26 protein-coding genes and 1 tRNA gene are annotated in these 26,822 nt (G+C 65.3%); 11 read left to right on the forward strand and 16 right to left on the reverse strand.

All coding sequences use genetic code 11. The features are described from left to right. Window positions 1-16 precede the first annotated feature (16 nt). Together AABA51_RS15705 and AABA51_RS15710 are read left to right on the forward strand one after the other, a co-directional pair. A complete protein-coding gene (locus tag AABA51_RS15705; RefSeq protein WP_338273050.1) occupies window positions 17-1,225 on the forward strand; it encodes an acyl-CoA dehydrogenase family protein in 1,209 nt (402 codons plus the stop codon). Next, window positions 1,204-2,265, forward strand: a complete 1,062-nt coding sequence (locus tag AABA51_RS15710) for a phosphotransferase family protein (protein WP_338273051.1) — start codon at window positions 1,204-1,206, stop codon at window positions 2,263-2,265. The genes AABA51_RS15705 and AABA51_RS15710 overlap by 22 nt, the downstream gene beginning before the upstream one ends. On the opposite strand, the gene AABA51_RS15715 is transcribed toward AABA51_RS15710, so the two are convergent. The 5 genes from AABA51_RS15715 to dctP all read right to left on the reverse strand — a co-directional run bounded on the left by AABA51_RS15715 (window position 2,262) and on the right by dctP (window position 8,028). Next, window positions 2,262-3,797: a malonate--CoA ligase gene (locus tag AABA51_RS15715; protein WP_338273052.1), complete on the reverse strand. Its 1,536-nt coding sequence runs from the start codon at window positions 3,795-3,797 to the stop codon at window positions 2,262-2,264. The two genes, AABA51_RS15710 and AABA51_RS15715, sit on opposite strands and share 4 nt — an antisense overlap. Window positions 3,798-3,819: 22 nt before the next feature. Further along, the gene (locus AABA51_RS15720) at window positions 3,820-5,079 is read right to left on the reverse strand and encodes a malonyl-CoA decarboxylase (protein WP_338273053.1); all 1,260 of its coding nucleotides are present in this window, start codon (window positions 5,077-5,079) and stop codon (window positions 3,820-3,822) included. Then, the gene (locus AABA51_RS15725; RefSeq protein ID WP_338273054.1) at window positions 5,079-6,392 is read right to left on the reverse strand and encodes a TRAP transporter large permease; all 1,314 of its coding nucleotides are present in this window, start codon (window positions 6,390-6,392) and stop codon (window positions 5,079-5,081) included. The genes AABA51_RS15720 and AABA51_RS15725 overlap by 1 nt, the downstream gene beginning before the upstream one ends. Continuing rightward, window positions 6,392-6,940: a TRAP transporter small permease gene (locus tag AABA51_RS15730; RefSeq protein WP_338273055.1), complete on the reverse strand. Its 549-nt coding sequence runs from the start codon at window positions 6,938-6,940 to the stop codon at window positions 6,392-6,394. Before AABA51_RS15730 ends, AABA51_RS15725 begins: the two co-directional genes overlap by 1 nt. A 101-nt stretch (window positions 6,941-7,041) precedes the next feature. After that, on the reverse strand, window positions 7,042-8,028 hold the full coding sequence (gene dctP / locus AABA51_RS15735) for a TRAP transporter substrate-binding protein DctP (RefSeq protein ID WP_338273056.1): 987 nt from the start codon (window positions 8,026-8,028) through the stop codon (window positions 7,042-7,044). A gap of 145 nt (window positions 8,029-8,173) precedes the next feature. Here dctP and AABA51_RS15740 point away from each other — a divergent pair, with 145 nt between their 5' ends. Further along, window positions 8,174-8,839: a GntR family transcriptional regulator gene (locus AABA51_RS15740; RefSeq protein ID WP_338273057.1), complete on the forward strand. Its 666-nt coding sequence runs from the start codon at window positions 8,174-8,176 to the stop codon at window positions 8,837-8,839. A 119-nt stretch (window positions 8,840-8,958) separates the two neighbouring features. On the opposite strand, the gene AABA51_RS15745 is transcribed toward AABA51_RS15740, so the two are convergent. The 3 genes from AABA51_RS15745 to AABA51_RS15755 form a co-directional block, all read right to left on the reverse strand. Continuing rightward, window positions 8,959-9,660 carry a glycosyltransferase family 2 protein gene (locus AABA51_RS15745; RefSeq protein WP_338273058.1) on the reverse strand — a complete coding sequence of 234 codons (702 nt, stop codon included), beginning with the start codon at window positions 9,658-9,660 and terminating at the stop codon, window positions 8,959-8,961. A 462-nt stretch (window positions 9,661-10,122) separates the two neighbouring features. Then, window positions 10,123-10,199 (reverse strand) — tRNA-Met (locus tag AABA51_RS15750). Window positions 10,200-10,256: 57 nt separating this feature from the next. Then, the gene (locus AABA51_RS15755; RefSeq protein WP_338273059.1) at window positions 10,257-10,673 is read right to left on the reverse strand and encodes a RidA family protein; all 417 of its coding nucleotides are present in this window, start codon (window positions 10,671-10,673) and stop codon (window positions 10,257-10,259) included. 249 nt (window positions 10,674-10,922) lie between these two features. Here AABA51_RS15755 and AABA51_RS15760 point away from each other — a divergent pair, with 249 nt between their 5' ends. The 8 genes from AABA51_RS15760 (at window position 10,923) to AABA51_RS15795 (ending at window position 18,623) form a co-directional block, all read left to right on the forward strand. Then, a complete protein-coding gene (locus AABA51_RS15760; RefSeq protein WP_338273060.1) occupies window positions 10,923-11,921 on the forward strand; it encodes an ABC transporter substrate-binding protein in 999 nt (332 codons plus the stop codon). A gap of 70 nt (window positions 11,922-11,991) precedes the next feature. Continuing rightward, a complete protein-coding gene (locus AABA51_RS15765; RefSeq protein ID WP_338273061.1) occupies window positions 11,992-12,786 on the forward strand; it encodes an ABC transporter ATP-binding protein in 795 nt (264 codons plus the stop codon). Then, window positions 12,783-13,646, forward strand: a complete 864-nt coding sequence (locus tag AABA51_RS15770) for an ABC transporter permease (protein WP_338273062.1) — start codon at window positions 12,783-12,785, stop codon at window positions 13,644-13,646. The genes AABA51_RS15765 and AABA51_RS15770 overlap by 4 nt, the downstream gene beginning before the upstream one ends. Beyond that, window positions 13,643-14,923, forward strand: coding sequence for a cytosine deaminase (locus AABA51_RS15775; protein WP_338273063.1), 1,281 nt, complete (start codon window positions 13,643-13,645; stop codon window positions 14,921-14,923). The genes AABA51_RS15770 and AABA51_RS15775 overlap by 4 nt, the downstream gene beginning before the upstream one ends. Next, window positions 14,924-16,336 carry an FAD-binding oxidoreductase gene (locus AABA51_RS15780; RefSeq protein ID WP_338273064.1) on the forward strand — a complete coding sequence of 471 codons (1,413 nt, stop codon included), beginning with the start codon at window positions 14,924-14,926 and terminating at the stop codon, window positions 16,334-16,336. It abuts the gene before it with no gap. Between the two features lie 156 nt (window positions 16,337-16,492). Continuing rightward, a complete protein-coding gene (locus AABA51_RS15785) occupies window positions 16,493-17,074 on the forward strand; it encodes an NAD(P)H-dependent oxidoreductase (RefSeq protein WP_338273065.1) in 582 nt (193 codons plus the stop codon). Beyond that, window positions 17,074-17,700 (forward strand): NAD(P)H-dependent oxidoreductase, encoded by a 627-nt coding sequence (locus AABA51_RS15790; protein ID WP_338273066.1) that lies wholly within the window; start codon window positions 17,074-17,076, stop codon window positions 17,698-17,700. The genes AABA51_RS15785 and AABA51_RS15790 overlap by 1 nt, the downstream gene beginning before the upstream one ends. After that, window positions 17,697-18,623 carry an isopenicillin N synthase family dioxygenase gene (locus AABA51_RS15795; protein WP_338273067.1) on the forward strand — a complete coding sequence of 309 codons (927 nt, stop codon included), beginning with the start codon at window positions 17,697-17,699 and terminating at the stop codon, window positions 18,621-18,623. The genes AABA51_RS15790 and AABA51_RS15795 overlap by 4 nt, the downstream gene beginning before the upstream one ends. On the opposite strand, the gene AABA51_RS15800 is transcribed toward AABA51_RS15795, so the two are convergent. From AABA51_RS15800 to AABA51_RS15835, 8 genes are read right to left on the reverse strand one after another with little or no spacing between them, the layout of a single operon-like run. Beyond that, window positions 18,620-20,539, reverse strand: coding sequence for a beta-galactosidase (locus AABA51_RS15800; protein WP_338276641.1), 1,920 nt, complete (start codon window positions 20,537-20,539; stop codon window positions 18,620-18,622). The genes AABA51_RS15795 and AABA51_RS15800 overlap by 4 nt on opposite strands. A 2-nt stretch (window positions 20,540-20,541) precedes the next feature. Further along, a complete protein-coding gene (locus tag AABA51_RS15805) occupies window positions 20,542-21,402 on the reverse strand; it encodes an SMP-30/gluconolactonase/LRE family protein (protein WP_338273068.1) in 861 nt (286 codons plus the stop codon). Continuing rightward, on the reverse strand, window positions 21,399-22,022 hold the full coding sequence (locus AABA51_RS15810; RefSeq protein ID WP_338273069.1) for a 2-dehydro-3-deoxy-6-phosphogalactonate aldolase: 624 nt from the start codon (window positions 22,020-22,022) through the stop codon (window positions 21,399-21,401). The genes AABA51_RS15805 and AABA51_RS15810 overlap by 4 nt, the downstream gene beginning before the upstream one ends. Then, on the reverse strand, window positions 22,019-22,942 hold the full coding sequence (locus AABA51_RS15815; protein ID WP_338273070.1) for a 2-dehydro-3-deoxygalactonokinase: 924 nt from the start codon (window positions 22,940-22,942) through the stop codon (window positions 22,019-22,021). The genes AABA51_RS15810 and AABA51_RS15815 overlap by 4 nt, the downstream gene beginning before the upstream one ends. Then, a complete protein-coding gene (locus tag AABA51_RS15820; protein ID WP_338273071.1) occupies window positions 22,939-23,703 on the reverse strand; it encodes an SDR family NAD(P)-dependent oxidoreductase in 765 nt (254 codons plus the stop codon). Before AABA51_RS15820 ends, AABA51_RS15815 begins: the two co-directional genes overlap by 4 nt. Beyond that, the gene (locus AABA51_RS15825) at window positions 23,700-25,040 is read right to left on the reverse strand and encodes an alpha-glucosidase/alpha-galactosidase (RefSeq protein WP_338273072.1); all 1,341 of its coding nucleotides are present in this window, start codon (window positions 25,038-25,040) and stop codon (window positions 23,700-23,702) included. Before AABA51_RS15825 ends, AABA51_RS15820 begins: the two co-directional genes overlap by 4 nt. Further along, complete coding sequence (locus tag AABA51_RS15830) at window positions 25,037-25,885, reverse strand: carbohydrate ABC transporter permease (protein WP_277825760.1); 849 nt, start codon at window positions 25,883-25,885, stop codon at window positions 25,037-25,039. Before AABA51_RS15830 ends, AABA51_RS15825 begins: the two co-directional genes overlap by 4 nt. 12 nt (window positions 25,886-25,897) lie before the next feature. Next, complete coding sequence (locus AABA51_RS15835) at window positions 25,898-26,815, reverse strand: carbohydrate ABC transporter permease (RefSeq protein WP_338273073.1); 918 nt, start codon at window positions 26,813-26,815, stop codon at window positions 25,898-25,900. Window positions 26,816-26,822 lie beyond the last annotated feature (7 nt).

A 26,822-nucleotide genomic window follows, 5' to 3' on the forward strand; every position in this document is an offset into this window, starting at 1 on the left:
CGGGGAGGGACGCGCCATGGATTTCACCATTTCACCAAGGGTCGAGGAGTTCCGCGCGAGGATCGCGGAATTCGTCGAAGCGGAGATCCTGCCGGTCGAGGCGCGGGCCGAGGCCTGGGACGCGCATGGCAACATCGCCCATGACTGGCTGGAGCCGCTGCGCGCCAAGGCGAAGGCCGAGGGGTTGTGGTGCCTGCAGCTGCGCCCCGAGAGCGGTGGGCAGGGGCTGGGCCGGATGGGGATGGCGGTCTGCTACGAGGAGATGAACCGCTCGATCTTCGGGCCGGTGGTGTTCAATTCTGCGGCGCCCGACGATGGCAACATGATGGTGCTGGAACAGGCCGCGACCGAGGCGCAGAAGGCGCGGTGGCTCACACCGATCGTCGAGGGGCGGGTGCGGTCGGCATTCGCCATGACCGAGCCGCATCCGGGGGGCGGGTCGGACCCCGGCATGATGCTGACGCGGGCGGAAAAGCGGGGCGGGGATTACGTCATCCGGGGGCACAAGTGGTTCATCACCGGCGCGGCGGAGGCGGAGCATTTCATCTTGATGGCGCGCACGTCGGATGATCCCCGGCGGGGGCTGACGGCGTTCCTGCATCATCGGGACGATCCGGGTTGGCGGATAGAACGGCGCATTCCGATCATGGGACCGGAGGAGCATGGCGGGCATTGCGAGCTGGTCTACGAGGAGCTGGTGCTGCCCGAGGACCGCGTGCTGCTGGGCGAGGGTCTGGGGCTGAAGCTGACGCAGATGCGGCTGGGGCCTGCGCGGCTGACGCATTGCATGCGCTGGCTGGGGCTGGCGAAGCGCTGCGTCGAGATCGCGCGCGACTATGCCGAGACGCGGCAGGGGTTCGGCATCAGGCTGGCGGATCGGGAGAGCATCCAGATCAAGCTGGGCGATCTGGCCATGGGGATCGAGGTCGGGCGGCTTTTGGTGATGAAGGCGGCCTGGGAGCTGGATCGGGGCGGGTTCGCGAGGAAAGAGGTTTCGATGGCCAAGATCCATGTCGCGAACCTGCTGCACAAGGCGGCGGATGTGGCGATCCAGATCAACGGGGCGCGGGGCTATTCGCAAGATACCGTGCTGGAATGGATCTATCGCTACGCAAGGCAGGCGCGGCTGGTCGATGGCGCGGACGAGGTCCACCAGATGGTGCTGAACCGGCATCTGGGCGACGAGGGGCGCGGGTTCTGGTCATGGGATGTGACCGGGTCGTGAGCGGGGCCACGGGGATCGACGCAGGGCTCGACACGGGCGCGCTGGCCGATTGGCTGGGCAAGCGGCTGCCGGGTGCGGGATTGCCCGCGCTGCAGCGGATCGGCGGCGGGCAGTCGAACCCCACATTCTTTGTCGATTGGGGCGGGGCGCGGTTCGTGCTGCGCAAGAAGCCCGAGGGGCCGATCCTGCCCGGGGCCCATGCCATCGAGCGGGAATTTCGCGTGCTGCGCGCGCTGGAAGGGACGGAAGTGCCGGTGCCCCGCGCCCTGTGGCTGGAGGAGGATGCAAGCATCCTTGGCACGCCCTTCTACGTGATGGAGCGGCTGGAGGGGCGGGTGTTCGAGGATACGAATCTGCCCGGCGTGAACCCTGCGGACAGGCGGGCGATGTACCTGGACATGGCGCACACGCTGGCGCGGTTGCATGCGGTCCGGCCCGAGGCGGTGGGACTGGGTGATTACGGCAAGCCGGGGAATTATTTCGCCCGCCAGATCGCGCGGTGGAGCGGGCAATATGCCGCCTCCCCCGGGCCGAGGATCGCGGCGCTGGACCGGCTGGTCACATGGCTGCCCGAGAACATGCCCGAGGATGACGGGGCGGTTGCCATCGCGCATGGGGATTTCCGGGTCGGCAACCTGATGTGGCATCCGACAGAGCCGCGCGTGATCGCGGTTCTGGATTGGGAATTGTCGACGCTGGGCCATCCCTTGGCCGATCTGGGGTTTTGCGTGATCCCGTGGCACAGCGGACCCGATGAATATCGCGGTCTGTTGGGCACGGGGTGGCGCGCGGGCGGCATCCCCGAGCGCGACGCATTCGTGGCGGAATACCAGGCCCATGCGCCGGGGACCGGGCCGCTTTTGCCGTTTCACATCGCCTTTGCGCTGTTTCGCTTTGCCGTGATTTTCGTGGGCATCGCGGACAGGGCGCGGGCGGGATCGGCGGCGGGCGAGGATGCAGCCCGGCTTGGCCCCCTGGCCGAACGCTTTGCCATCCGGGCGCTGGAGGTGATCGAGCGCCCGGCGGGGAGCGCGGCTTAACCCTCGGCGCGTTTGGCGGTCAGGGCGAAGCGATCCGCGAAGCGCGCGCGCAATTCGGCCTTTTGCACCTTGCCCATCTTGTTGCGCGGCAGGCTGTCGAGAATTTCCAGCGCCTTGGGCTGTTTGAAGCGGGCAAGGCTCGCACGCAGCGCCGTGTCGATGGCGGCCAGATCGGGGATCGCATCCTTGGCCGGGACGAGAACGGCCAGAACCGCCTCCCCGAAATCGGGATGGGGGACGCCGATCACGGCGCTTTCCAGAACGCCGGGTTGATCATCGAGGATCAGCTCCACCTCCTTGGGGTAGACATTGTAGCCGCCGGTGATGATCAGGTCCTTTTGGCGGCCCACGATCGACAGGTAGCCGTCTTCATCGTAGCGGCCGAGATCGCCGGTGATGAAAAAGCCGTTCTCGCGCAATTCCTCGCGGGTTTTCTCGGGCATCTGCCAATAGCCCTTGAAGACATTGGGGCCGCGCACCTCGATCATGCCGATTTCGCCCTGGGGCAGGGGCGCGCCGGTGGCGGGGTCGGTCACGATGACCTCCACCCCCGGAAGGGGACGGCCCACGGTGCCGGGGCGGCGCGCGCCGTCATAGGGGTTGGAGGTGTTCATGTTGGTTTCGGTCATGCCGTAGCGTTCGAGGATCGCGTGCCCCGTGCGCGCGGCAAAGCCTGCGTGGGTTTCGGCCAGAAGCGGCGCGGAGCCCGACACGAAGAGGCGCATATGCGCCACCGCCTCGCGCGTGAGGCGGGGATCGTCGAGAAGGCGGGTGTAGAAGGTCGGCACCCCCATCAGCGTCGTCGCCTGCGGCAGGAGGCGGAACACCTCGTCCGCGTCGAAGCCGGGCAGGAAGATCATCGAGGCCCCGCTGGCAAGGCAGACATGGGTGGCCACGAAGAGCCCGTGGGTGTGGAAGATCGGCAGCGCATGGAGCAGCACGTCGCGGCCCGTGAACCGCCATTCGGCGGCCAGCGCGCTGGCGTTGGACAGGAGGTTGTCCTGCGTCAGCATCGCGCCCTTGGACCGGCCCGTGGTGCCGGAGGTGTAGAGGATCGCGGCCAGATCATCGGGCGCGCGGTCGGTGGGGACCAGATCAGCGGTCGCGGCGGCGGCGCGGTCGGTCAGGGTGCCCCGGCCATCGGCCCCGAGCGTCAGGAGCGCCGCGCCATGCCGGGCGGCGATGGGGGCAAGAGCGGCTTCGGCATTCGGATCGCAGACGAAGAGCGTGGGCCGGGCATCGGAGATGAAATAGTCGATCTCGGCCCCGGTGTAGGAGGTGTTGAGCGGCAAGAAGACCGCGCCCACGGCCACGGCCGCGCCATAGAGCGCGAGCGCCTCGGGCGTTTTGGGCACCTGGGCCGCGACGCGGTCGCCGGGGGCGACGCCCGTTTCCCGCAGGACATGGGCCAGCCGCGCGATGGTGGCGAGGAAATCGGGGCCGGTGATCGTGGACCCGTCGCCGGTCAGAAGGAATGCGCCCTCGCGCGTGGCAAGCGGTGCGAAAAGCGTGTCGAACAGCGGGTTTGGCATGGGGTGCCCTGCGCCTCCGGTTTCAGTCGCGTGTGCCACGGGCGCGATCCGCACCGGGCGTGACCAGCGCCTTGACCTCGCGCGTGGCGACGACGTGGTAGGCGGTGGCATAGGTTTCGTGATTGTCTTCGACCCGGGCGGGGTCGTAGCGGTAATTGACCATCGCGCCAAGGCTTTGGGATTGGCCGCGCGGCGAGAGGTCGGCATCGGCGTGGATGGCGTGAACCTCGGCCCCGTTGTCGAGGTGGAAGCGCGCGACGGGATCGCGGGGCTGGCCATCGCGGGCCTTGGCCTCGAGCAGGTAGCGGGCGGCAAGCGCGCGGACCTCTGCGGGACCCACGGGATGGGCGATGCCGGTGTCGTCGAGCCAGCGCACGAGGCCCGGAATGGGCGAGAGCGTGGCAAAGGTCGACAGCTGGGGGAGTTCGGCGCCCAGAACCTCGACCACCTGCTTGATCAGCGAATTGCCGAAGGAGATGCCGCGCAGGCCCGCCTGGCAATTGGAGATGGAATAGAAGATCGCGGTATCGGCCTCGGCTGGCGGGAGGGGTTCGCGGTCCTTGGACAGGATCGGCCCGATGGCGCCGGGGATGCCACGGGTGAGCGCCACCTGCACGAAGATCAGGGGATCATCGGGAAGGGCCGGGTGGAAAAAGGCGAAACAGCGCCGATCCTTGGGGGCGACGCGGCGGCGCAGGTCATCCCAGCTCTGGATTTCGTGGACGGCTTCATAGGCGATGAGGCGTTCCAGCAGGGCGGCGGGGCTGTCCCAGTCGATCCGGCGCAGGACGAGAAAGCCACGGTTGAACCAGCTGGCGAAGAGATGCCGGAAATCGAGGTCGACGCGGCCAAGGCCGGGTTCCTCCTCGGCGGCCTTCATCAGGGCGACACGCATCGCCACCAGATCGGCGGTGCCGCCCGGCGCCTGGTTGAGGCGGCGGAGCAATTCCTGTCGCGGGGGTTCGGCGGCCGTCAGGAGTGCCGTGAGATGGGCGGTGTCGCGGCTGCCCTCATAGGCGCGGGCGGCCTCGCCCAGGGCGACTGGGTCAACGTCCATCTCGTCGGCGAGAAAGCGGAAGAAGGCCAGCCGTTCCGCCGCATCCGCCGCGCGCCAGCGGGAGAGGGCGGCGGCGGCAAGCTTCATCCCCGACACTTCGCCCCGCCCCGACATCAGGGCGCGGCACAGGTCCGGCAGGGGGGCATCGCCCGAGGCGGCCCCCGTGGGCGCGCGACGCTCGAACAGCGTCGAGAGCAGATCGCCGAGCGCCCAGCTGCGTCCCATCAGATCGGCCCCATCACCAGATCGGGCAGCCAGGTCGCGATGCCGGGGAAGATGCACAGGATGACGATGGCCAGCACCATGCAGCCGACATAGGGCAGCGAGCCCACGAGGATCTTTTTCAGCGGGATATCGGGCGCGATGGAGTTGATCACGTAGAGGTTGAGACCCACGGGCGGCGAGATAAGGCCGATTTCCATGTTGATCGTCAGGATCACCGCGAACCAGTAGGGGTCGAAATCGGCGGCGAGGATGATCGGCATCAGGATCGGCGCGGCCATCAGGATCACGGCGACGGGCGGCAGGAAGAAGCCCGCGATCAGGAGGAACACGTTCACCACGCCCAGAAGAACCCAGCGGTTCACGTCGAGCGCCGAGATCCATTCCGCGATGGATTGGGTGATGTAGAGCGACGAGAGCATGTAGCTGAACACGCCCGCCGCCCCGATGATGAAGAGGATCATCACCGACTCCCGCGTGCTGTCGCGCAGGATGCCCCAAAGCTTGGCGGGCGACCAAAGCCGGTAGATGATCATCGCGATCAGAAGGCACAACAGCGCGCCCACCGCCGCCGTTTCGGAGGGCGTCGCGATGCCGCCATACATGGCGTAGAGCACGCCGACGATGATCACGATGAAGGGGATGACGCGGGGCAGGATCTCGAGCCGCTCACGCATGCTGTAGACGCGGGTCGCCAGCACCGAGGCATTGCCGTAGCGCCAGGTGTGGAACACGGACCAGGCCATGAAGAGGCCGACCAGCAAAAGCCCCGGCATGACGCCCGCGAGAAACAGCCGCCCGATCGAGGTTTCGGTCGCGATGCCATAGACGATCATCGTGACCGAGGGCGGAATGAGGATGCCGAGCGTGCCGCCCGCCGCGATGGAGCCTGCTGCCACTTCGTCGGAATAGCCGCGCTTGCGCATCTCGGGGATGCCCATCTTGCCGATGGCGGCGCAGGTTGCGGGGCTGGAGCCCGACATGGCCGAAAAGAGCGCGCAAGCCCCGAGGTTCGACATGACAAGACCGCCCGGAACGCGGGTGAGCCAGCGTTCAAGCGCCTCGTAAAGGTCGGCGCCTGCCCGTGTCGAGGCGATGGCCGCCCCCATGATGATGAACATCGGGATGGCGAGCAGGGCGAAGGAATTGAGCTTGCCGAAGAAGATCTCGGGCATGAGTTCGAGCGAGCGCATCCCGTCGAAGACGAGCAGGAACCCCCCCGCCACGATCAGGAGACCGGCGGCGACGGACACGCCCGAAAAGAGCACGAGGATGGTGACGGCCGCGACCAGCAGGCCAAGAGTGAGCGGATCCATCAGTTATCCTCCAGCCCGAAGGGTTTCTCGATCCCGAAGGCGAGCGCGTACATGTCTGCCCCCAGTTGCAGCAGGTAGAGGCCGAAGCCGACAGGCATGGCGAGATAGGGAATCCACAGACGGACGGCCCATACGGTTTCGGACCGCCAGCCGCGCGCCCAGGCGAAATGCCACATCTCGTAGGCGTAGAAGGCCATCACGCCGATGATCACGATGGAGGACCCCAGCACCAGGAAGGCCAGCGCCTTGCGCATCGGACCCTTGGTCCAGAGCGGCATCAGGTCGACGTTCACATGGCCGCGCATCAGCTGCACATAGGGCAGGCCGAGAAGCGTCGAGGCAAGCACGAGGTAGATCACCGCCTCGGTCTGCCAGATCGTCGACTGGCCGAGCACGAAGCGGATGAAGATCATCTGGCAGGTGATCAGGACCGCGCTGAGGATCATGGCGGCGGCGATCCAGCCGCAGAGCGTCGACAGGCCGGCCACGATGCGCAGGAACAGGTTGTTTCCGGTGCGCGCGGCCCCGGCTGAAGGAAGGGTCGCCATCGAGGACCTCCGGCGCGTGCTGGGTGGGATGTGCGGGCGGCGGTGACGCGGGCCCGCTGGACAAGGAATTGGGGCGGCGCCGATGCGCCGCCCCGATGCGATCACTCGACCGACAGGGCGAGATCGAGCAGTTCCTGGCCGTTCGGGACCGTTGCCACGAAGGACGGGTAGGAGCTTTCCTGCGCCAGGGCGAGCCAGGCGTTGAAATCATCCTCGGTCATTTCGGCGATCTGGACGCCGGCTTCGCGGAAGACCGCGACAGAGGCCGCATCCTCGGCCTTGGCCTGTTCGAGATACCAGGCTTCGGCATTGGCGGCGGCAGCGGTCAGGGCGGCCTGCTGTTCCTCGGTCAGGCCCTCGAAGGTCGAGAGGTTCATCAGCACGGGCTGATACATGAACCACAGCGCGTAATCGCCTGCGGGCGTGTAGCAGGCGACCTGTTCCTGAAGGCGGAAGGACGCGAAGGACGAGGACGAGGTGTTGACCGCCTGAAGAACGCCGGTCTGCATCGCGTTGTAGATTTCGGACGAGGCCATCGAGCTGATCGAGGCACCTGCGGCGGCCAGCATTTCCTCGAAGGCGCGGCCTGCGGCGCGGGTGGTCAGGCCGCTCACATGCTCGGGCCGGGTGATGCAGTCGCCGGTCGAAGCGAAGCCGCCCGCAAGGTAGCCGTGCACGAGGACCATCACGTCATCCTCGGCCATCAGCGCCTCGATCCGCTCCATGAAGGGGCTTTCGTTGAGGCGTGCGGCGTGGTCGTGGTTGCGCACGAGGCCGGGCATCAGGGTCAGGTTGTATTCGGGACGCTGGCCGCCGGAATAGGAGAGCGGGTAGACGATCATGTCGACCTGTCCGCGCGACAGCGGATTGTACTGTTCGCGGGCGCGGAAGAGCGATTCCGACGGGTAGATCGTGATTTCGAGGCCGACATTGGCGGCGGCGACTTCGTCGGCGATCATCTGCGCGACCTGGTGACGGACATCGCCGGTCGACCACTGGTGCGACAGGCGCAGTTCGGTCTGTGCATTGGCAGCGGCTGCTGCAAACATCATTGCGGCCGCGAGTGCGGCGCTTGCCTTGAGCTTCATGGAAAACCCCCCTTTGAACATGGCCGCGGCAACCTCCGTTTTGCCGAAACCTGCGACAGAGGTAGCATAGACGTGTGCGATGTCAAGGCTTTCGTATACGAAATGGGCATTGCTTGCATTCGACCTGTTGGATAAGGTCGGTGCCATGTCCGAACGCATCGCAGACACGCTACGCGAACAGCTGGAACAGGCGATCCTGACCGGGGAATTTCGCGACGGCGAACGGCTGGACGAAGCGCGGCTTTGCGACCGTTTCGCGGTGTCGCGCACCCCGATCCGCGAAGCGTTCCAGCGGCTGGCGGCATCGGGGCTGGTCGAGCTGATCCCGCATCGCGGCGCCTTTGTGCGGCATCCGGCCTTTGACGAGATGGTCGAGATGTTCGAGGTGATGGCCGAGCTGGAGGCGCTGTGCGGGCGGCTGGCGGCGCGGCGGTTGAGCGACCGGATGCTGGAGCGGATCGAACAGACGGTGACGGCCTGCGAGGCGTCGGTCGCCGCGGGCGATGCGGATGCCTATTACCGAGAGAACGAGCGGTTCCACCACCTGATCTACGAGGCCAGCGGCAACGGGTTCCTGGCCGCCGAGGCCGAGCGGCTGCACCGCCGCCTGCAACCCTTCCGGCGGATGCAGCTGCATTCGCGCGGGCGGCTGCGGCAATCGCTGGACGAGCACCGCCGCATCCTGGAGGCGCTGCGCACGGGCGACAGCCAGACGGCGGGCGAGACGCTGCGCGGCCATGTCGCCGTGCAGGGCGAGCGGTTCAACGACCTGATGGCCAGCTACCGCGATTCCGGGCTGCGCCGCGCCTGAGGGCGGGATTGCCCCCACTGCCCAATGCGCGCCATTTCCGAACCGGAAAGTCTTGGTCAAGCGCGGGGCAAGCATGAGTTCCGAAACCGGGACATGGCCCGAGACTGGATCTTCCGATGTCAGGTGTCGGAGGCGATTGTTCTGATCCGGTTCTTTTCGAAAACCTCGATGCGTTTCAGGTTGGTGACCTTGGCATTCCTGGATTTCGAATATTGCTTTTTATGCTTGCGATACAGGACATGAAGTCTTTGATCGGTCACGATATTGCAAGATGACCAGAGCACCCTGCTCCACAGCTCGAAATCCTCGATCCCGTCGAAATAGGGATCATAGCCACCGATGTCACCGATCGCTTTCTTCGTATAGGCGGAAGCAGGATGCATGAAGGGATTTTCGTAAAGGCACCGCAAGCGCGCCTCGGCCAGGTTCGCGGGAACGGTGAGGCGCTTGGGTTTGGGAAAACGAAGGGCGGACCCGAAGATGAAATCAAAGCCACGATCGAAGCCCTCCTTGCAATAATCAAGGCGCTTGGGCAGCATCAAATCGTCGATATCATGGCGGAGTATGAATTCGGAGCTTGCGGCGTCGATCCCCGAATTGATGGCCGCTGAAATGCCGGAACCGGTGTTTTCGACAAGCTTGACGGGGGCGGCTGCCTTGCGGATCTGGCGCTGCAGGAGATCACGCTCATCATCACTCGGGCTGTCCAGACACAGGACGATTTCGGCATTTTTTCCGCGCATCGCGAGCCGGCAACTCAAGAGCGATGAGAAGGCGTATTTTGCCCCGAACTTGAAGGGGATCACGATCGAGACATCCACCAAGCCATTCTCCTCAATAGGTCATCCGACGACCAGGACCCAGAAATAATAGTCTTTTTGAAACCCCTCATGCATCAAGTGAGCCTTGTCGAGGCTTATTGAAAAAATTGGACACAACATCATTTTTAAAAATACCCTCCGAAAATTATTTCCAATTCAGTCATAGAGACTTTTACGAGTCGAAATAATAGTATGAAATCAAAGAGACATTATTTGTCGTGCGGTCTAATTAGACGCGACTTGCATTGCAAGGTCAATTTCGAGAGATCAGGAACCAAGCGCACCCAGCGCCCGCAGGTGGGCGCGCCGTTTGGCGGCGGGGTCCGCGTGTGAAGTATGGCGTTTCGACCCGAAGCCGCGCCGATTGCGATACGGGCGGCGACCATGCCTGCCCGCATAGGGGCCGAGCGACCGTGCCGAGGCGCCACCTTTTGGATTTGCATGCTTATCTCGGGGTGATCTTGGTAGCGGAGGAGGGACTCGAACCCCCGACACGCGGATTATGATTCCGCTGCTCTAACCAACTGAGCTACTCCGCCAAACCGTGGCGGGAGGTATGACAGGAGCCTGCCTCCGTCAACCTCAAAAAGCGGGGGTCATGCGGATGTGAGGCGCGCGGCCGTCACCTCGACCTCGACGAGGAATTCGGGGCGGGTGAAGCCCGAGACGATGACCAGTGTCGAGGCCGGCAGCCGCGGCAAGCCCGCGCACCACGCATCGCGCGCCGCCATGTAGCCCGCCATATGCGCGCGGTCGGTGACGAAGGCGTTGATCCGCACGGTATCGGCGCGGGTGAACCCGGCTGCGGCAAGGATCGCCTCGCAGGCGGCAAAGCACAATTCGGCCTGCGCCCGGACATCGGCGGGGATCGTATCATCGGGCGCGATGCCGAGCTGCCCCGAGGTCAGGACCCATTCGGCCCCGGCAGGCACATGGGTGCCATGCGCATAGGCTGCGAAAGGGGGGCGGATGGAGCTGGGCAGAAGCGCGGAGGGCTGCGGGCGGTCTGTCATCACGATATCCGGGGCGCGAGGGGAAGCTGACCCGAGTCACCCAACGCGCCGACAGGCCGGCTGTCCAGTGTCCACGAGGGGTGCCCGTATCGCGGCTGCGCAAGACTTGGGCAGGATCGACCGGAATGGCGGAAAAACAGGCGCAATCACGCGGCGGTGCAGCAAGAGCCTGCGCTTCTCCTTCACCGGGCAAGGGCGGCTTCTACGGTGAGGACAGTCAAAAGCCACCTCACCGGGGAGATAACAGGGATGTTCCGCACTTCGACACTTGCGCTGATCGCGGGCCTTGCGGCCGCAGGGACGGCCAGCGCGCAAGACCTTACGCCGGTCACCTTCGGCACCAACTGGCTGGCGCAGGCCGAGCATGGCGGGTTCTACCAATCGGTCGCGGATGGCACCTATGCCGAATGCGGGCTGGACGTGACCATCGTGTCGGGCGGCCCGCAGGTGAACAACCGCGCGCTCTTGATGGCCGACCGGATCCAGTTCCACATGGGCGGCGACCTGCTGCAGGCGTTCAACGCGGTGGCAGAAGGCGTGCCGGTGGTGGCCGTCGCCGCCACGTTCCAGAAACACCCGCAAGTGATCCTGGCCCATCCCGGTGTCGCGGACAGCTGGGAAGAGCTGCGCGACCTCACGCTGCTGATCGGGGACAACGGGTTCACCTCGTATTACCAGTGGATGATCGCGGCCCATGGGTTCACCGTGGAGCAGCGCCAGCCCTACACGTTCAATCCCGCGCCCTTCCTTGCCGATACGCAGCTGGGGATGCAGGGCTTCTTGTCGTCCGAACCCTACCTGGTGGAACGCGAGGGCGGCTTTACCCCCAACGTGTTCCTGATCGCGGATGCGGGTTACGCGACCTATGCCACCACGATCGAGACCATGGCGAGCACGATCGAGAACAGCCACGAAGTGGTGGAATGCTTCGTCGAAGGCTCGATCCTGGGCTGGTACAATTACCTCTATGGCGACAATGCAGCCGCCAACGAGATGATCCTCGCCGCCAATCCCGACATGACGCAGGACAAGATCGACTACGCCATCGGCAAGATGCTGGAATACGGCATCGTGGATTCGGGCGATGCGCTGACGCTGGGCATCGGGGCGATGACGGACGAGACGATCGGCGGCTTCTACGAAGCGATGGTCGAGGCGGGCGTGGTCGAGGCGGGGCTGGATTGGCAATCGGCCTATACCACGCAATTCGTGAACCAGGGTCTGGGGCTCGACCTGCGCCCGCAGTGAGCCGACAGGGACATCGGGCGGTCCGATCCACGGGCCGCCCCGTTTTCGACGATTAGCCAGCCGAGGCATCATGGCCGTCCGCCACCACGATATCCTGCCGCTCGGGCAGCGCCCGCCGCTGTTGCGGCTCAGCCATGTGGACAAGGTGTTCAATGGCGACGTGATCGCGTTGCGCGACATGAACCTCGAGGTGAACCAGGGCGATTTCATCTCGCTGCTCGGGCCATCGGGCTGCGGCAAATCCACGGCGCTCAGGATCATTTCCGACCTGATGCACCCGACGCGCGGCAAGGTAGACTGGGAAGGCGGGCAGGGTCAGGGCGATCTGGGCGTCGTGTTCCAGGAACCGACCCTGATGCCCTGGGCCACGGTGGCGCAGAATGTCTGGCTGCCGTTCCGCTTGCAGGGCAAATCCTACGGCGAAGTCAAGGATGACGTGCTGGAGGTGCTGCGGCTGGTGGGCCTTGAGAAATTCCTGAACGCCTATCCGCGCGAATTGTCGGGCGGCATGAAGATGCGCGTGTCCATCGCGCGCGCCATCGTCACCAACCCGCGGCTGATCCTGATGGACGAACCCTTTGCCGCGCTGGACGAGATCACGCGCCACAAGCTGAACAACGATCTGCTCACATTGCGGTCCAAGATCGGGTGCACGGTGATTTTCGTGACCCATTCGGTCTTTGAATCCGTGTTCCTGTCGGACAGGATCGTGGTGATGGCCGCACGGCCCGGCCGCGTCTTGAGCGAGGTGACGGTCGATGCGCCCTATCCGCGCGACGAGGCGTTCCGCACCTCGGCCGAATATGCGGGCCATGCCCGCCGCGCCTCGGACGCGTTGCGCGAAGCGATGGGGGAACCCGTATGAGCCTTGCCGATGACCGCAGTCTTGCCCTTGCCGGAACGCGGGACGAAGACGAAATCCGCCGCGCCCGCGCCGCCCGCATCGAGCGGCTGGCGAAATGGGCGCTGCCCGTGGTGATCATGTGCCTTGCCATCCTTGGATGGGGCTGGATCGTGACCGCGAACGAGATCCCGCATTACATCCTGCCGGGGCCGGATCGGGTTTGGGAAAGCCTTGTCACCGATTGGGGGATGCTGATCGAAGCGGCCTATCTGACCGGCTGGATCACGCTGGCGGCCCTTGTCATGGCCGTGGTGGGGGGTGCGGGGCTCGCCATCCTGTTCAACCAGTCCAAGATGCTGGAGCTGTCATTCTATCCCTATGCGGTGATCTTGCAGGTGACGCCCGTGGTGTCGATCGCGCCGCTGATCTTCATCTATGTCGACAGCAAGATCGCGGGGATGCTGCTGTGCGCGTGGCTGGTGGCGTTCTTTCCGGTGCTCAGTTCCACGACGCTGGGGCTGAACAGCGTGGACCACAACCTGCGCGACCTGTTCCGCATCTATGGCGCGAACCGGTGGCAGAGGCTGCGCTACCTGCAATTGCCCTCGGCCCTGCCCTATTTTCTTGGCGGCCTGAAGATCGCGGGCGGCCTGTCGCTGATCGGGGCGGTGGTGGCCGAACTGGTCGCTGGCACGGGCGGGATCGGATCGGGGCTAGCCTTTCGCATCCAGGAGGCGGGTTACCGCCTGAACATCGCGCGGATGTTCGCGGCGCTGGCCCTGGTCGCGGCGATGGGTGTCTTCATCTTTGCCGCACTCAGCGTCCTGTCCCACCTGTTGCTGCGCAAATGGCACGAAAGCGCCTTGCGCAAGGAGGGATGATGGATTTCACGCATCTGCCGCATGGCGACGTGACGCTGGCCAATGTCACGGTCCCGGCCTGTCTGATCGGACAGACGGGCGATCTGGTGCGCACCGATATCTCGATTTCGGGCGGGCGGATCGGAGAGCCGCAGGCCATTGCCGTCGACATGCAGGGCGCGATGGTCTTTCCCGCCTTTGTCGACATGCACACGCATCTGGACAAGGGCCATATCTGGCCCCGCAGCCCCAACCCCGACGGCAGTTTCATGGGGGCGCTGACGACCGTGCGCGCCGACAGCGCCGCGCGCTGGACTGCCTCCGACCTGCGCGCGCGCATGGGATTTTCGCTGCGCTGTGCCTATGCCCATGGCACGGGCGCGATCCGCACCCATCTGGACAGCGCCGCGCCGCAAGACGACATCACTTGGCCCGTTTTCCGAGAGATGCAGGCCGAATGGGCGGGGCGGATCGCGCTGCAGGCCGCCTGCCTGATCGGCTGCGACAAGTGGACGGATGACAGCGGCCCCTTTGGCCATACCGCCGACCTGGTGGCGGCGACGCAGGGTGGCGTTCTGGGCATGGTCACCTATCCGGTGCCCGATCTGCGCGACCGCATCCGGGGATTTTTCACGCAGGCCGAGGCGCGCGGCCTGAACGCGGATTTCCATGTCGACGAAACGATGGACGCCGGTGTCGAGACGCTGCGCGATATCGCCGAGCTGAAGATCGAGACAGGATTTTCGGGGCGTGTCGTCGTCGGGCATTGCTGTTCGCTGTCGGTTCAGGACGAGGGCCGCGCGATGGACACGCTCGACCTGGTGGCGCGGGCCGGTATCGACGTGGTCAGCCTGCCGATGTGCAATCTCTACCTTCAGGACCGCACGCCGCAGGGGGCGATCCGCACGCCCCGTCGGCGGGGGATCACGCTGGTTCACGAGATGCGGGCGCGGGGCATCAGGGTCAGCTTTGCCTCGGACAACACGCGCGATCCGTTCTACGCCTATGGCGACATGGACATGCTGGAAGTGATGCGCGAGGCGACGCGGATCGGCCATCTGGATCATTCGCGCGACGATTGGACCACCAGTTTCGTGACCGATCCGGCCGCCACCTGCGGGTTCGAGGCGCCCTCCCTTGCGATCGGCGCGCCCGCCGACCTGGTGATCGTCAAGGCGCGCAGCTGGACCGAGCTGTTCGCGCGCCCGCAATCGGACCGGATCGTCCTGCGCGCCGGGCGCCAGATCGACCGGACCCTGCCCGATTATTCCGAACTCGACGAATTGATGAGGACCTGAATGCACCCCAATGTCGCCGCCGCGAAGGCCGCCCTCGCCCATATCGAGCAGGATGAAAACCCGGCCACGATCCGCGCGAAAAGCCGCGATTTCTTTTGGTATTCGCCGGTCCTGAAAGAGGCGATGGATCATCTGGAAGCCGATTTCGTGGTGAACCCGAAATCCGAGGCCGAGGTGATCGAGGTGCTGCGCGTCTGCTACGCCCATGACGTGCCCGTCACCACGCGGGGTGCCGGCACGGGCAATTACGGACAGGCCATGCCGATGCGCGGCGGCTGCGTCATGCATCTGCGCCATCTGGACAAGGTCAAGGAGGTTCATCCGGGCCGCGTGATCTGCGAGCCGGGGATCTTGCTGAAAGATCTGGATGCCCATTGCAAGGAGCATTCGGGGCAGGAGATCCGGATGTTCTCGTCCACATGGGCGACGGCGACGATCGGCGGCTTCATCGCGGGCGGGTCGGGCGGCGTGGGATCGGTCCATTGGGGGTCCTTGCGCGATCTGGGCAACATCATCCGCCTGCGCGTCGTGACGATGGAGGAAGAGCCCCGCATCCTCGAATTCCGGGGCGAGGAGCTGGCCCGCGTCAGCCATGCCTATGGCACGAACGGGATCATCACCGAGTTGGAGCTGCCGCTGGCCCCCGCCTATGACTGGATCGATGTGTTCGTCGCGACCAAGGATTTCATGGAGGCCGCGCGGTTTACCGACAAGCTGGCCAACCAGGACGGGATCTTGCTGAAACTGGCCAGCGTCTACGAAGCCCCTGCACCCCATGATTATTTCAGCAGGGTCAAGCCGCATATCGAGGCGGATGACACGCTGATCGGCCTGATGGTCGCCCCCCAGTCGATGGACGGGTTCCTGACCTTTCTGGGACGGCACCCCGAGGCGCGGATGATCTACCGGTCGGATGCGCATGATTGGCCGAAAACGCCCGGCCCGGTTTTCGAATACGGCTGGAACCACACGACGCTGAGGGCGCTGAAGGTGGACCCGTCCATCACCTATCTGCAGGTGCGCTACGGGTTCCCCGAGCATCTGGGCCTGATCGAGAAGATGCGCGATGCCTTGAGCCCCGAGGTGTTGCAGCACCTGGAAGCGATCCGGATGGAGGGCAAGATCGCCTTTGCGGGCCTGAGCCTTGTGAAATTCACCACGAAGGAGCGGCTGGACGAGATCGTCCGGATGCACGAGGAGGCGGGCGCGCTGATCTTCAACCCGCATCGCTACACGCTGGAGGAAGGCGGGCGGCAATCGGCCGATCAGCGCCAGCTCGATTTCAAGCGCGAGGCCGATCCCAAGGGGCTTTTGAACCCCGGCAAGATGGTCACCTGGGACAATCCCGATTTCGACTATGCCGGGATGTATCATTATCCCGCGATGACGCCCAAGCCCGAGGCGGCGGAGTGAGAAGCGGTTCGGCGCAGCTGACGGATGGTCCGGACCTGTCGAGCCGGGAACGGGCGGAACCCAAGGGGTTCGTCTCGCTGCGCGAGCCGACCCGCCGGGGGGCTTTGCCCCCCGGACCCCCCAGAGTTTTCCTGCCAAGATGAAAGGGGGCGACCCGTGGCCCGTGCATTGGTGTTGTTCGCGCATCCCTGCCCCGAGAGTTTTTCGGCGGCGCTGCATGACTGCGTGGTGGAGCGGCTGACGCGGGCGGGCTGGGACGTGGATGACTGCGATCTGAACCGGGAAGGGTTTTTCCCCGTCCTGACCGAAGCGGAGCGGCGCGGCTATCACGAGGTCGGCGCGAATATCGCGCCGGTGGCCGATTATGTCGAACGTCTGCGCGCAGCCGATGCCTTGGTCATGGTCTTTCCGGTGTGGAATTTCGGCTATCCTGCGATCCTGAAGGGATTTCTGGACAGGGTGTTCCTGCCCGGTGTTTCCTTTCGGCTGGAGGGGGGCCGCGTGAAACCGAACCTGACGCATATCCGCAAGCTGGCCGCCGTCACCACCTATGGCGGCACGCGGATGCGGGCGATGCTGGTGGGCGATCCGCCGCGCAAATCGGTGACGCGGGCGGTCTGGCATGTCTGCCGCCCCGACAAGCTGCGCTATCTGGCGCTGTATGACATGAACCGGGCGAGCGATGGCGCGCGGGCCGCGTTCCTGGCGCGCGTGGGCCGGGAGATGGAGACCTTCTGATGCGGGCGCTGGTGATCTATTGCCACCCGAGACGGGCAAGCTTTACCGAAGCGGTCCGCGATGTCGTTCTGGCCCGGCTGGCTGCGGCAGGGGCGGAGATCCGGCTGCGGGATCTTTATGCCGAAGGGTTCGACCCGGTTCTGTCGCCGGGCGAACACGCGGGCTATGAAGCCGAGCCCGAGAACCGGGCCCCCGTCGAGAGCCATGTCGCCGATCTGCAATGGTGCGACACGCTGATCTTTGTCTATCCGACCTGGTGGTATGGCCTGCCCGCGATGATCAAGGGTTGGCTGGACCGCGTGATGCTGCCCGGCGTTGCCTTTCTGATGCCCGATGCGGCCAATGCCAACATCCGCCCCGGCCTGACGCAGGTGACGCGGCTGGGCGTGTTCACGACCTGTGGCGCAAGCTGGTGGCTGACGCGGCTCATCGGCGCGCCGGGGCGGCGGACCCTGCTGCGCGGTGTGCGGCTTTTGTGCGCGAAAGGGTGCAAGACCGTTTTCGCCGCGCATTACCTGATGGACAGTTCGACCCCCGAGAGCCGGAAGCGGCATCTGGATCGGGTCGCGACAAAGATGGATCGGTTCCTTGGGGGAAGCGCCAGGATGACGGAGGCCGCAGCATGATCCCCGTTCTGGATTTCAACCGCTTTTCGAGCGGGACGGACCGCGACGGGTTCGTTGCCGATCTGGGGGCGGCGGCGCGGGGGCCGGGGTTTTTCCTGCTCACGGGGCACGGGATCGATCCTGCCTTGCAGGCGGGCGTTCTGGCGCAGGCCGATGCCTTTTTCGGCCTGCCGCTGGCGGAGAAGGAGAAGGTCTCGATCCTGAAGACGCCGCATTATCGCGGTTGGGCGCATGACGGGCTGGAAAGCCTCGATGAGACGAGCGGCCAGAAGGATCGCAAGGAAAGCTTCAATATCGGCTATGACATGGACCCGGTCGATCCGCGCGTTCTGGCGGGCGAGCCGTTTCGCGGCGTGAACCAATGGCCCGAGCTGCCGGGGTTCCGCGACACGATGCTCGCCTATTACGATGCGGCGCTGGCGCTTGGGGTGCGGTTGTGCCGGGCCATCGCGCTGGACCTGTCGCTGCCCGAGGATCATTTCGACACGATGTTCCACGAACCGCTGGCCGCGCTGCGGGTGCTGCATTACCCGCCCGCAACCGGGGCTGCGGGCGAAATCGGGGCGGGCGCGCATTCGGATTACGGGGTGGTGACGCTGCTTTTGACCGACGGGGAACCGGGGCTGCAGGTGCAACCGCGCGGGGGGGACTGGATCGACGTGCCCCATGTGCAAGGCGCCTATGTGGTCAATATCGGCGATTGCCTTATGCGGTGGACCAACGACATCTATGTCTCGACACCGCATCGGGTGCTGCGGCCCAAGCGCCAACGCCGGTCGGTCGCGATGTTCGTCGAAGCGAACCCCGATGTGATCGTCGCGGCCCTGCCCGGAACGGGCGCGCCGAAATACGCGCCGATCCGCGCAGCCGATTACCTGCAATCGCGGCTCGATGCGACCTATACCGAGACAGTGGGCGGCTAGGCTGGTCCTTGGCGCAGCACGCCTGCGGGCGGCAGGGTGACACCGTCGAAGGTCACGGGGCCGGGGCCGTGGTTGAAGACAAAGCGCGTTTTGCCGGCCTGCCGCACCCTTATGTCCGGCGGCAGGTCGAGCGTTGCGACCCCCGCCGCATCGCAAGCCCGGATCACAAGGTGCCGCAGGAAGGCCGGATCGGGCCAACCGCCCAGATAGGTGAGGTTTCCGGCGCGCATGGTGACCGGGCGCCCGTCGGCGTCGCGGTCGAGCACCTCGGCCCCGCCCTCCAGCTCTTCGCGCCAGAGCGTGACGTGACCCGCGCCTGCCATCGGTAGGGGCATGTCGGGCCGCAACGTCTCGACCCGCGATACGGTGACATCGAGGCCGGGGAGAGCGGGCGGCAAGGGCAAGGGAATGGACAGCGCGGCGGTCTTGGCATTGCTGCGGGGCCCGATCAGGACCTGCGCCCCGGTCATGGCCAGGGCCCGTTTCAAGGGCTCGGACAGGGTCACGACGGCGGGCACCAGCACCAGCCTGTAGCCGTTGAGGCGGGCGGTATCGGGCGGCAGGATGTCGATCGAAAGGCCCAGTTTCCGCAGGCCGCGATAGATCTCGAATACCAGCCGGAAATAATCGCAGCCCTGCCCCTGCGGCTGCACCGCCCAGGCCCAGGCGGAGGCATAATCGAAGACCAGCGCGACGGGGGCCTGCGCCATCTCGACCATCGGGGCTGTGGCCAGTTCGCGCGCGACCTCGGCCGCCTCGTGGTAGCCGGGAGCGGGCACGCTGTCGGGGCGCAGGAGGCCTGCGTGATATTGTTCCTGACCGAACGGGGCCTGCCGCCAGCGGAAATAGCTGACGCATTCCGCGCCATGGGCAAAGGCCTCCCACGTCCAGAGCCGCACCATGCCGGGTGCGGGCGCGGGGTTGTGCGGGGCCCAGTTCACCGGGCCCGGCTGTTGTTCCATCACCCACCAGCGCGGCAGGTCGCCCGAGGGGAATTGCGCAGCGACGGCGCGGTAGAGGTCATGGTGAAAGGCCTGGAAATCCGGGTCGCCCTGACGGGCGTAGTGGCGCTTGACCTCGGGTGGTTCTTCGAGCCGGTCTTCGAGAAAGCCCAAGGGATAACTGTCCCACGTGGCGATTTCCATCTGGCGACCCAGCGTGAAATGGTCGAATTCGACGATGCGGCCCATGTAATTGTGGCTGATCGGTGCGGTGGAATGGGCGCGGATCGCGGCCACCTGACCGGCGTTGAACCGCGCCACCTGGTCCGAGGAAAAGCGCCGGAAATCGAGCGTATGGGCCGGGTTCGGTTCCGTCACGGTCAGGTTGGGCAGGTCGATCTGGTCGAAGCTGTCATAGTCCATCGACCAGAACACATTGCCCCATGCGCGGTTCAATGCCTCGGGCGATTGGTATTTCTGCGCGAGCCAGTCGCGGAAAGCGTGACGCGCGGCATCCGAATAGCTCAGGATCGTATCGTGGCAGCCGTATTCGTTGTCGGTCTGCCAGGCCTCGACCTTGGGCCCGAAGCGTTTGGCGAGGATCGCGGTGATCCGCAGCGCCTCGGCCCGGTAGCCGTCGTGGGAAAAGCAGTAATGCCGCCGGGACCCGAAGCCGCGCGGGCGGCCATCGGCGTCGACGGCCAGCATGTCGGGGTGGCGGTCCAGCATCCAGCGCGGCGGCGTGGCGGTGGGCGTGCCCAAGACCACCTTGAGCCCTGCGCGGTGCAGCGTGTCGATGGCGCGTTCCAGCCAGTCGAGCCGCAGATCGCCATGGGCGGGTTCGAGCCGCGACCAGGCGAATTCCCCGATCCGGACCCATGTCAGGCCCAGATCGGCCATGCGGGCGGCATCTTCGGCCCAGATCTCCTCGGGCCAGTGTTCGGGATAGTAACAGGTTCCAAGGGTGCGTTTCAGGCTCACAGGATCACCCGGTGTTCCGCCTGTCCGCGCCAGCCCGTGGCGATGGCAAAGGTCTGCCCCGAAAGCGGCGCGGCATGGAGCGCTGCGGCAGAGAGCCCCTGGCGGGCGGTTGTGACGTAGAGCGTGGAAAGATCGCCGCCGCCCAAGGCCGGACAGGAGGGTTGCGGCACGGGCAGGGCAATTTCTTCTACAAGATTTCCATCCGGCGCATAGCGCGCGACGCGGGATGCGCCCCATTCTGCGACGATCAGGTGCCCATCGGCATCCACCACCGCGCCATCGGGGTTGAGGCCGCTGTCCCGGTGATCGAGAAAGACCTGCCAATCCCCCATGGGCCAGCCCTCGGCATCCAGCGTGATGCGCCAGACGATATGGTCTGCCGTATCCGCGAAATAGGCGGTGCGGCCATCGGGGGCGAAACAGGTGGCATTGGGGATGGTGATGCCCTTGCGCAGGCAGCGCAGCTCACCCCGACAATAGCGGTAGAGCGTCCCCGCGCCCGCCTCGGCCGCCTTGCCCATCGTGCCGATCCAGAAGCCACCCATCGGATCGGCGCGTCCGTCATTCGACCGGGTGCGGGGATTGTCGGCCTCCAGCGCCACAAGGGGCGCGGCCTGACCGGTCGACAGGGAAAAGCGGCACAGGTCGGTTTCGGTCGCGATCAGGAGCGTGTCGTCATCGACCCATCCGGCGGCCGAAGCGTGGCGGTCGAACAGCCAATCGCGCGGACCCGAGGCATCGCGGGTCATCAGGCATTTGCCCATGATGTCGAACCAGAACACTTGCCCGCGCCCGGGATGCCATAGCGGCCCTTCGCCAAGGATGCAGGGACGGTCGTCGAAGACGGCCAGGCTCATACCGCGACACCCCTGGTCGCATCGTCCCATGCGGCGACCATGCGGCGGGCGCGCGCGCCCACCTCTGACGCCGAAAGCCCCGGTTTGTAGAGCGACGATCCGAGGCCAAAGCCATTCGCCCCCGCGCCCAGCCAATCGGCAAACGCCTCGGGGCCGATGCCACCCACCATGTAGAGCTGCGCACCCTTGGGCAGAACAGCGCGGATCGCCACCAAGCCGTCGATCCCCATCTGGAAGGCGGGAAAGATCTTGAGCCCATCGGCACGCGCCTTGAGCGCCGCGAAACATTCGGACGGGGTCAGAACGCCGGGAAAGCTCAACAGGCCGAGACGCTTGGTTTCGGCCACCACGTCGGTGTCGAAATTCGGCGACACGATCAGCCGGCCGCCTGCATCCGCGACCTCGCGCACCTCGTCGGGGGCCAGAACGGTGCCCGCCCCGATCAAGGCATGCTGGCCCAGATGATCGGCAAGGCGGCGGATGCTGTCGAGCGGGCGCGGCGAATTCAGCGGCACCTCGATCCGGGTGATGCCGGCGTCAAGCAAGGCCTCGCCGACGGGCAGGGCCTCCTCCGGGGTGAGGCCGCGCAGGATGGCGATCAGGTTGCGGTCGGGTGTCATGCGAGGCTTGCTTCCTTCTGGGTGGCGCGGATGCGGGCAAGCCCGGCCAAGGTCAGCGGCGCGGCATCGAGCGCGCGGGCCGACGCCCCCTGCGTGGCAAGCGCGCGGGCATAAAGATCGGCCAGTGCCGGTGCCCCCGCAACCACGACCTGCTGGCCCAGCCAATAGGGCCGGGTGGCCGCCAGTTCCGCACCGATCAAGGCGCCGGACAGGCGCGCGCGCGACACGGTGGCACCCGTGCCATTCAGCGTGGCATCGGCCCGGATCGTGAACAGCCGCTGCGCCAGCCGTTCGGGCCGCGACAGCGTGTCGGACACAGCCCCGGCAAAGGTTTCCGGGTCCAGCGCCTCCCCCGCCACGGAATGGCGCAGGACGCTTTGGCGGGCGAGCAGGTCGAACATCTCGCCTGTCATGCAGGTCTGGAAACTGACGACCTCGCCCGCGCTCAGATGCACCCATTTGGTATGGGTTCCGGGCAGGCACAGGATGCCGTCGAACCCGGGCTCACGGGCAAGAAACCCGGCAATCTGCGTTTCCTCGCCGCGCATCACGTCGGGCGGGTTTGCCTGTTTCAGACCGGGCACGATGGCAAGCGACAGCCTTGGGTCGCGGGGGGCGGTGGCGCGCATCGGCACCAGCTCGGCGGGTTTTGCCGGGATCGGGACATAGGGCGCCTCTTCCCAGCCCTGTTTCGCGCCGACCATGCCGCAGGCGAGAACCGGGGTTTTTCCACCTCCAAGCCAATCTTCTACAAGATCAAGTAGCGCCGGCTCGAACCCGTCCCGCGCAAGCGCGCCCATCCCCTTGGACGACACCGCCTCGGCCCGGATGCTGCCATCGGCCCCGATGGCCCAGGCGCGCAGATGGGTGGTGCCCCAATCGACCGCGATCCAGTCGGCATATGTCGCGCTTCCGCTCATCCTGTCGTCACCACGCCGCCGTCGATCACCAGCGCCTGTCCCGTCATCGCCCGCGAGGCATCGGAGGCAAGAAACAACATGCCCCCCACGATATCCTCGGGAACCAGATGTTCCTTGAGGCACATCCTTTCCATATGCGCGGCCAGATCCTCGGGCTTGGCCCATTTGTCGAGCTGCTTTTGCGTGAGCACCCAACCCGGCATCAGCGCATTCACCCGGATGCGATCGGGCCCGAATTCGCGGGCAAGGCTGCGGGTCATCGCCGTGATCCCGCCATTGGCCGTTGTATAGGCCGGATAGCCCGCATTCCCCATCATGTAGGAAATCGACGAGACGTTGATGATGGCCCCGCCGCCCGCAGCGCGCATGCCGTCGATGACGGCTTGGGCCGCGAAGAAATAGCATTTCAGGTTGATCGCCTGCGACCAGTCCCAGAAATCTTCGGTCACTTCGGCGGTGGTGTGGCGCTGGTCATTGGCGGCATTGTTCACCAGGACCGTGACCGGCCCGTTGACGGCAGAGGCCTCGGCGATGGCGGCTTGCAGCGCGGGGATATCGGTGATGTCGCAGCGCATCGCATGCGGACGGCGGCCCGTCGCCGCCTCCATCGCATCGCAAAAGGGCGTGGCATCCGAGCGCTGGACAAAGGCGACGCGACACCCCTGCCGCAAGAAACCTTCGGTCAGGGCGGCACCGATGCCCGAGCCGCCGCCGGTGATGAAGACGGATTGCCCGTCAAGATCGGGGTAGATCGCGGTCATGCCGCCCTCCGCGTCCGCGCGAATTCCGGCAGCATGTCGCCATGCGCCGCCAGAAGATCCGTGATCAGGCTGCGGATCTGGCGCAGGTCCAGTTCGGCCGCTGTATGCGGGTCCATGTAGGCGGCGTGGTAGACGTGTTCGATGTTCTCCTCCATCAGCGCGCGCACGACCAGTTCCTGCACGTTGATCTGGCTGCGCATCAGCGCGACCAGTTGCGGCGGGATATCGGTGACGACCGAAGGCTGAACCCCGTTGCCATCGACCAGCGCGGGCGTTTCCACCGCCGCCCCCAACGGCAATTGCGGGATCTGGCCCCGATTTGGCAGGTTCGCATAGGCGACATAGGGCGTGTCGGTCACGATGGCATTCATCATCTCGGCGGCGAATTCGTGGGATTTCCTGACCTCGATCCCGGCCGCGGCCTTGAGCGCCTTGGCCTGCGCGGCCCATTCCGCCATCTGGATTTCGCAACGCGCGGGGTATTCATCCAGCGGGATGCCCATGTCGGCGATGATGTCCTCGCGCCCGTCCTTGATGAACCACGGCACGTATTCGGCCAGATGTTCCGAGCTTTCGGTGCAGAAATAGCCCAGATGCTCCATCACTTCGTAGCGCACCTTGTTGGTGCAATGCGGGCGCTGGATCGGCGTCTTGGGCAGGCGGCCAGTGCGGTATCCATCCCGCAGCGCGGGATAGAGATCGCGGCCCTGATGTTCCAGCCGCAGGAAAAAGGCGACATGGTTCACCCCCGCCACCCGGTAGCGGATGTCGTGGGCGGGCAGGTCCAGATCGTAAGCCAATTCCTCGACCGTGTTCTGCACCGAATGGCAAAGCCCCGCCTGTTTCAGCCGCGGAAAGCGTTCGGCCAGCGCCATGGTGTTGATTGCCATCGGGTTGACGTATTGCAACAGCGTCGCATCGGGGCAAAGCCGCGCCATATCCTCGGCCACGGCCCAAAGATGCGGCACGGTCCGAAGGCCCCGCATGATGCCGCCCACGCCCAGCGTATCGGCAATGGTCTGGCGCAACCCGTAAGCCTTGGGGATGTCGAAATCGATCACGGTGGAGGGGCGATAGCCCCCGATCTGGAAGGCCGTGACGACGAAATCGGCCCCATCCAGCGCGCGGGCACGATCCGTCGTCGCCTCGACCACGGCGCCCGTGCCCATGGTCGCGATCATCTTTTCCGCCACCATCCGGGATTCATCCAGCCGCTGCGGGTCGATGTCCATCAAGGCGATCCGCGCATCCCTGAGGGCCGGGACATGCAGCATGTCCCCCACGATATTCTTCATGAAGATCGTGGACCCCGCGCCTATGAAGGCGAGTTTCGTCATTTGACCGCTCCGAGTGTCAGGCCCGCGATGAAATGCTTCTGCATCAGGAAAAAGATCGCCACAGGCGGGATCGCCGCCACGATGCTGCCCGCGCTCATCAGGTGGTATTGGGCCACGTATTGCGAATTGAAGGATGTGATGCCCGCCGTCACGGGTTGCGCCCCCGGCCCCTGCGTCAGCACCAGCGCCCAGAAATAATCGTTCCAGATGAAGGTGAAGACCAGGACCGCCAGCGCCGCGATGGCGGGTCGCATCAAGGGCAGGACCACGAACCAGAAGATCCGCCATTCCGCCACGCCTTCGACCCGCGCGGCCTCGATCAGCTCATAGGGCAGCGCGCGGATGAAATTGCGCATGAAGAGCGTGCAGAACCCCGTCTGGAACGCGATGTGGAACAGGACAAGCCCCAGCTTGGTGTCATAAAGCCCCATGTTCACCGTCAGGTCACGCACCGGCACCATCAGGATCTGGAAGGGCACGAAATTGCCCGCGATGAACATGAAGAAGATCAACAGGTTGCCCCGGAACCGGTAAATGCCCAGCGCAAAGCCCGTCATGCAGGACAGCGCCACCGCCCCCACCACCGTCGGCACCGTGATCAGCACCGAATTCATCAGGTAGCGCGGCATGTCGCTTTCAAAGAACACCCGCCCGTAATTGGTGAAGAACTCGAAGCTCGACGGCATGCCCCAGTAATTGCCCGCGCCGAAATCCGAAAACGGGCGGATCGAGAACAGCATCACGGCGATGAGCGGCAAGAGCCACAGGATCAGCGCCAGCGGCAACAGCGACTGGTAGGTGATCTGCGCCGCGCGCGAGCGTTTTTCGATCGGTGTGGGAAACATCGCCCTGCCCCCTTACCCGTGCCGCGCGGCGCGTTCGTCGCGCCACATCTGCCACAGGAAATAGCCGATGAAGACGAGCATGATCAGGAACAAGACCACCGCGATGGCCGATCCATAGCCCATGCGGAACCCGTATTCGCCCAGCGCCTGTTCGAACATGTAGAAGGACAGGACGCGCGTGGACCCGAACGGCCCGCCATTCGTCATGACCGAGATCAGGTCGAAACTGCGCAGCGCCCCGATGATCGTCACGACAAAGGCGATGAAGGTCGCAGGCTTGAGTTGGGGCAGGATGACATACCACAGCATCTTCCAGCCCTTGGCGCCATCCAGCCGCCCGGCCTCCACCTGTTCGGGGTCCACGGCGTTCAGGCCGGTGAGATACAGGATCATGCAATAGGCCGTCTGCGGCCAAAGCCCCGCAGCGATGATGCCATAGGTGGCAAGATCCGGGTCGCCCAGGATGTTGACCGTGCCAAGCCCGAAGAATTGCAGCGCCGCGTTCAAGAGCCCCTCGCGCGGCAGGTAGAACCAGCTGAACACGAGGCCCACGACGACCTGGCTGAGCACGAAGGGGAAAAAGAACAGCGATTTGTAAAGACGGATGCCCACGACCGTCTGGTTCAGGAACAGCGCGATGAACAGGCCCAAGGGGATGGCCAGCAGGTACAGCGCCAGCCATTTCACGTTGTTCCAGAGCGAAATCTCGAAATTCCGGTCGGTGCCAAGCTCGCGGTAATTCTCGAGGCCAACATAGGTGGCCGCGCCCAAACCGTCCCAATCGTAGAGCGAGATCTGAAAGCTCTGGAAGATCGGGATGATGACATAGACGGCAAAGAACAACAGCCCCGGCAACAGGAACAGGATCGGCGTCACCGTCATGCGGTTGCGCTGCATCCATGTCGCCGTGTCGCGGCTGGTGTCGGTCATGTCCGGC

Source organism: Roseicyclus marinus (assembly GCF_036322625.1).
GTDB classification, from domain to species: Bacteria; Pseudomonadota; Alphaproteobacteria; order Rhodobacterales; family Rhodobacteraceae; genus Roseicyclus; species Roseicyclus marinus_A.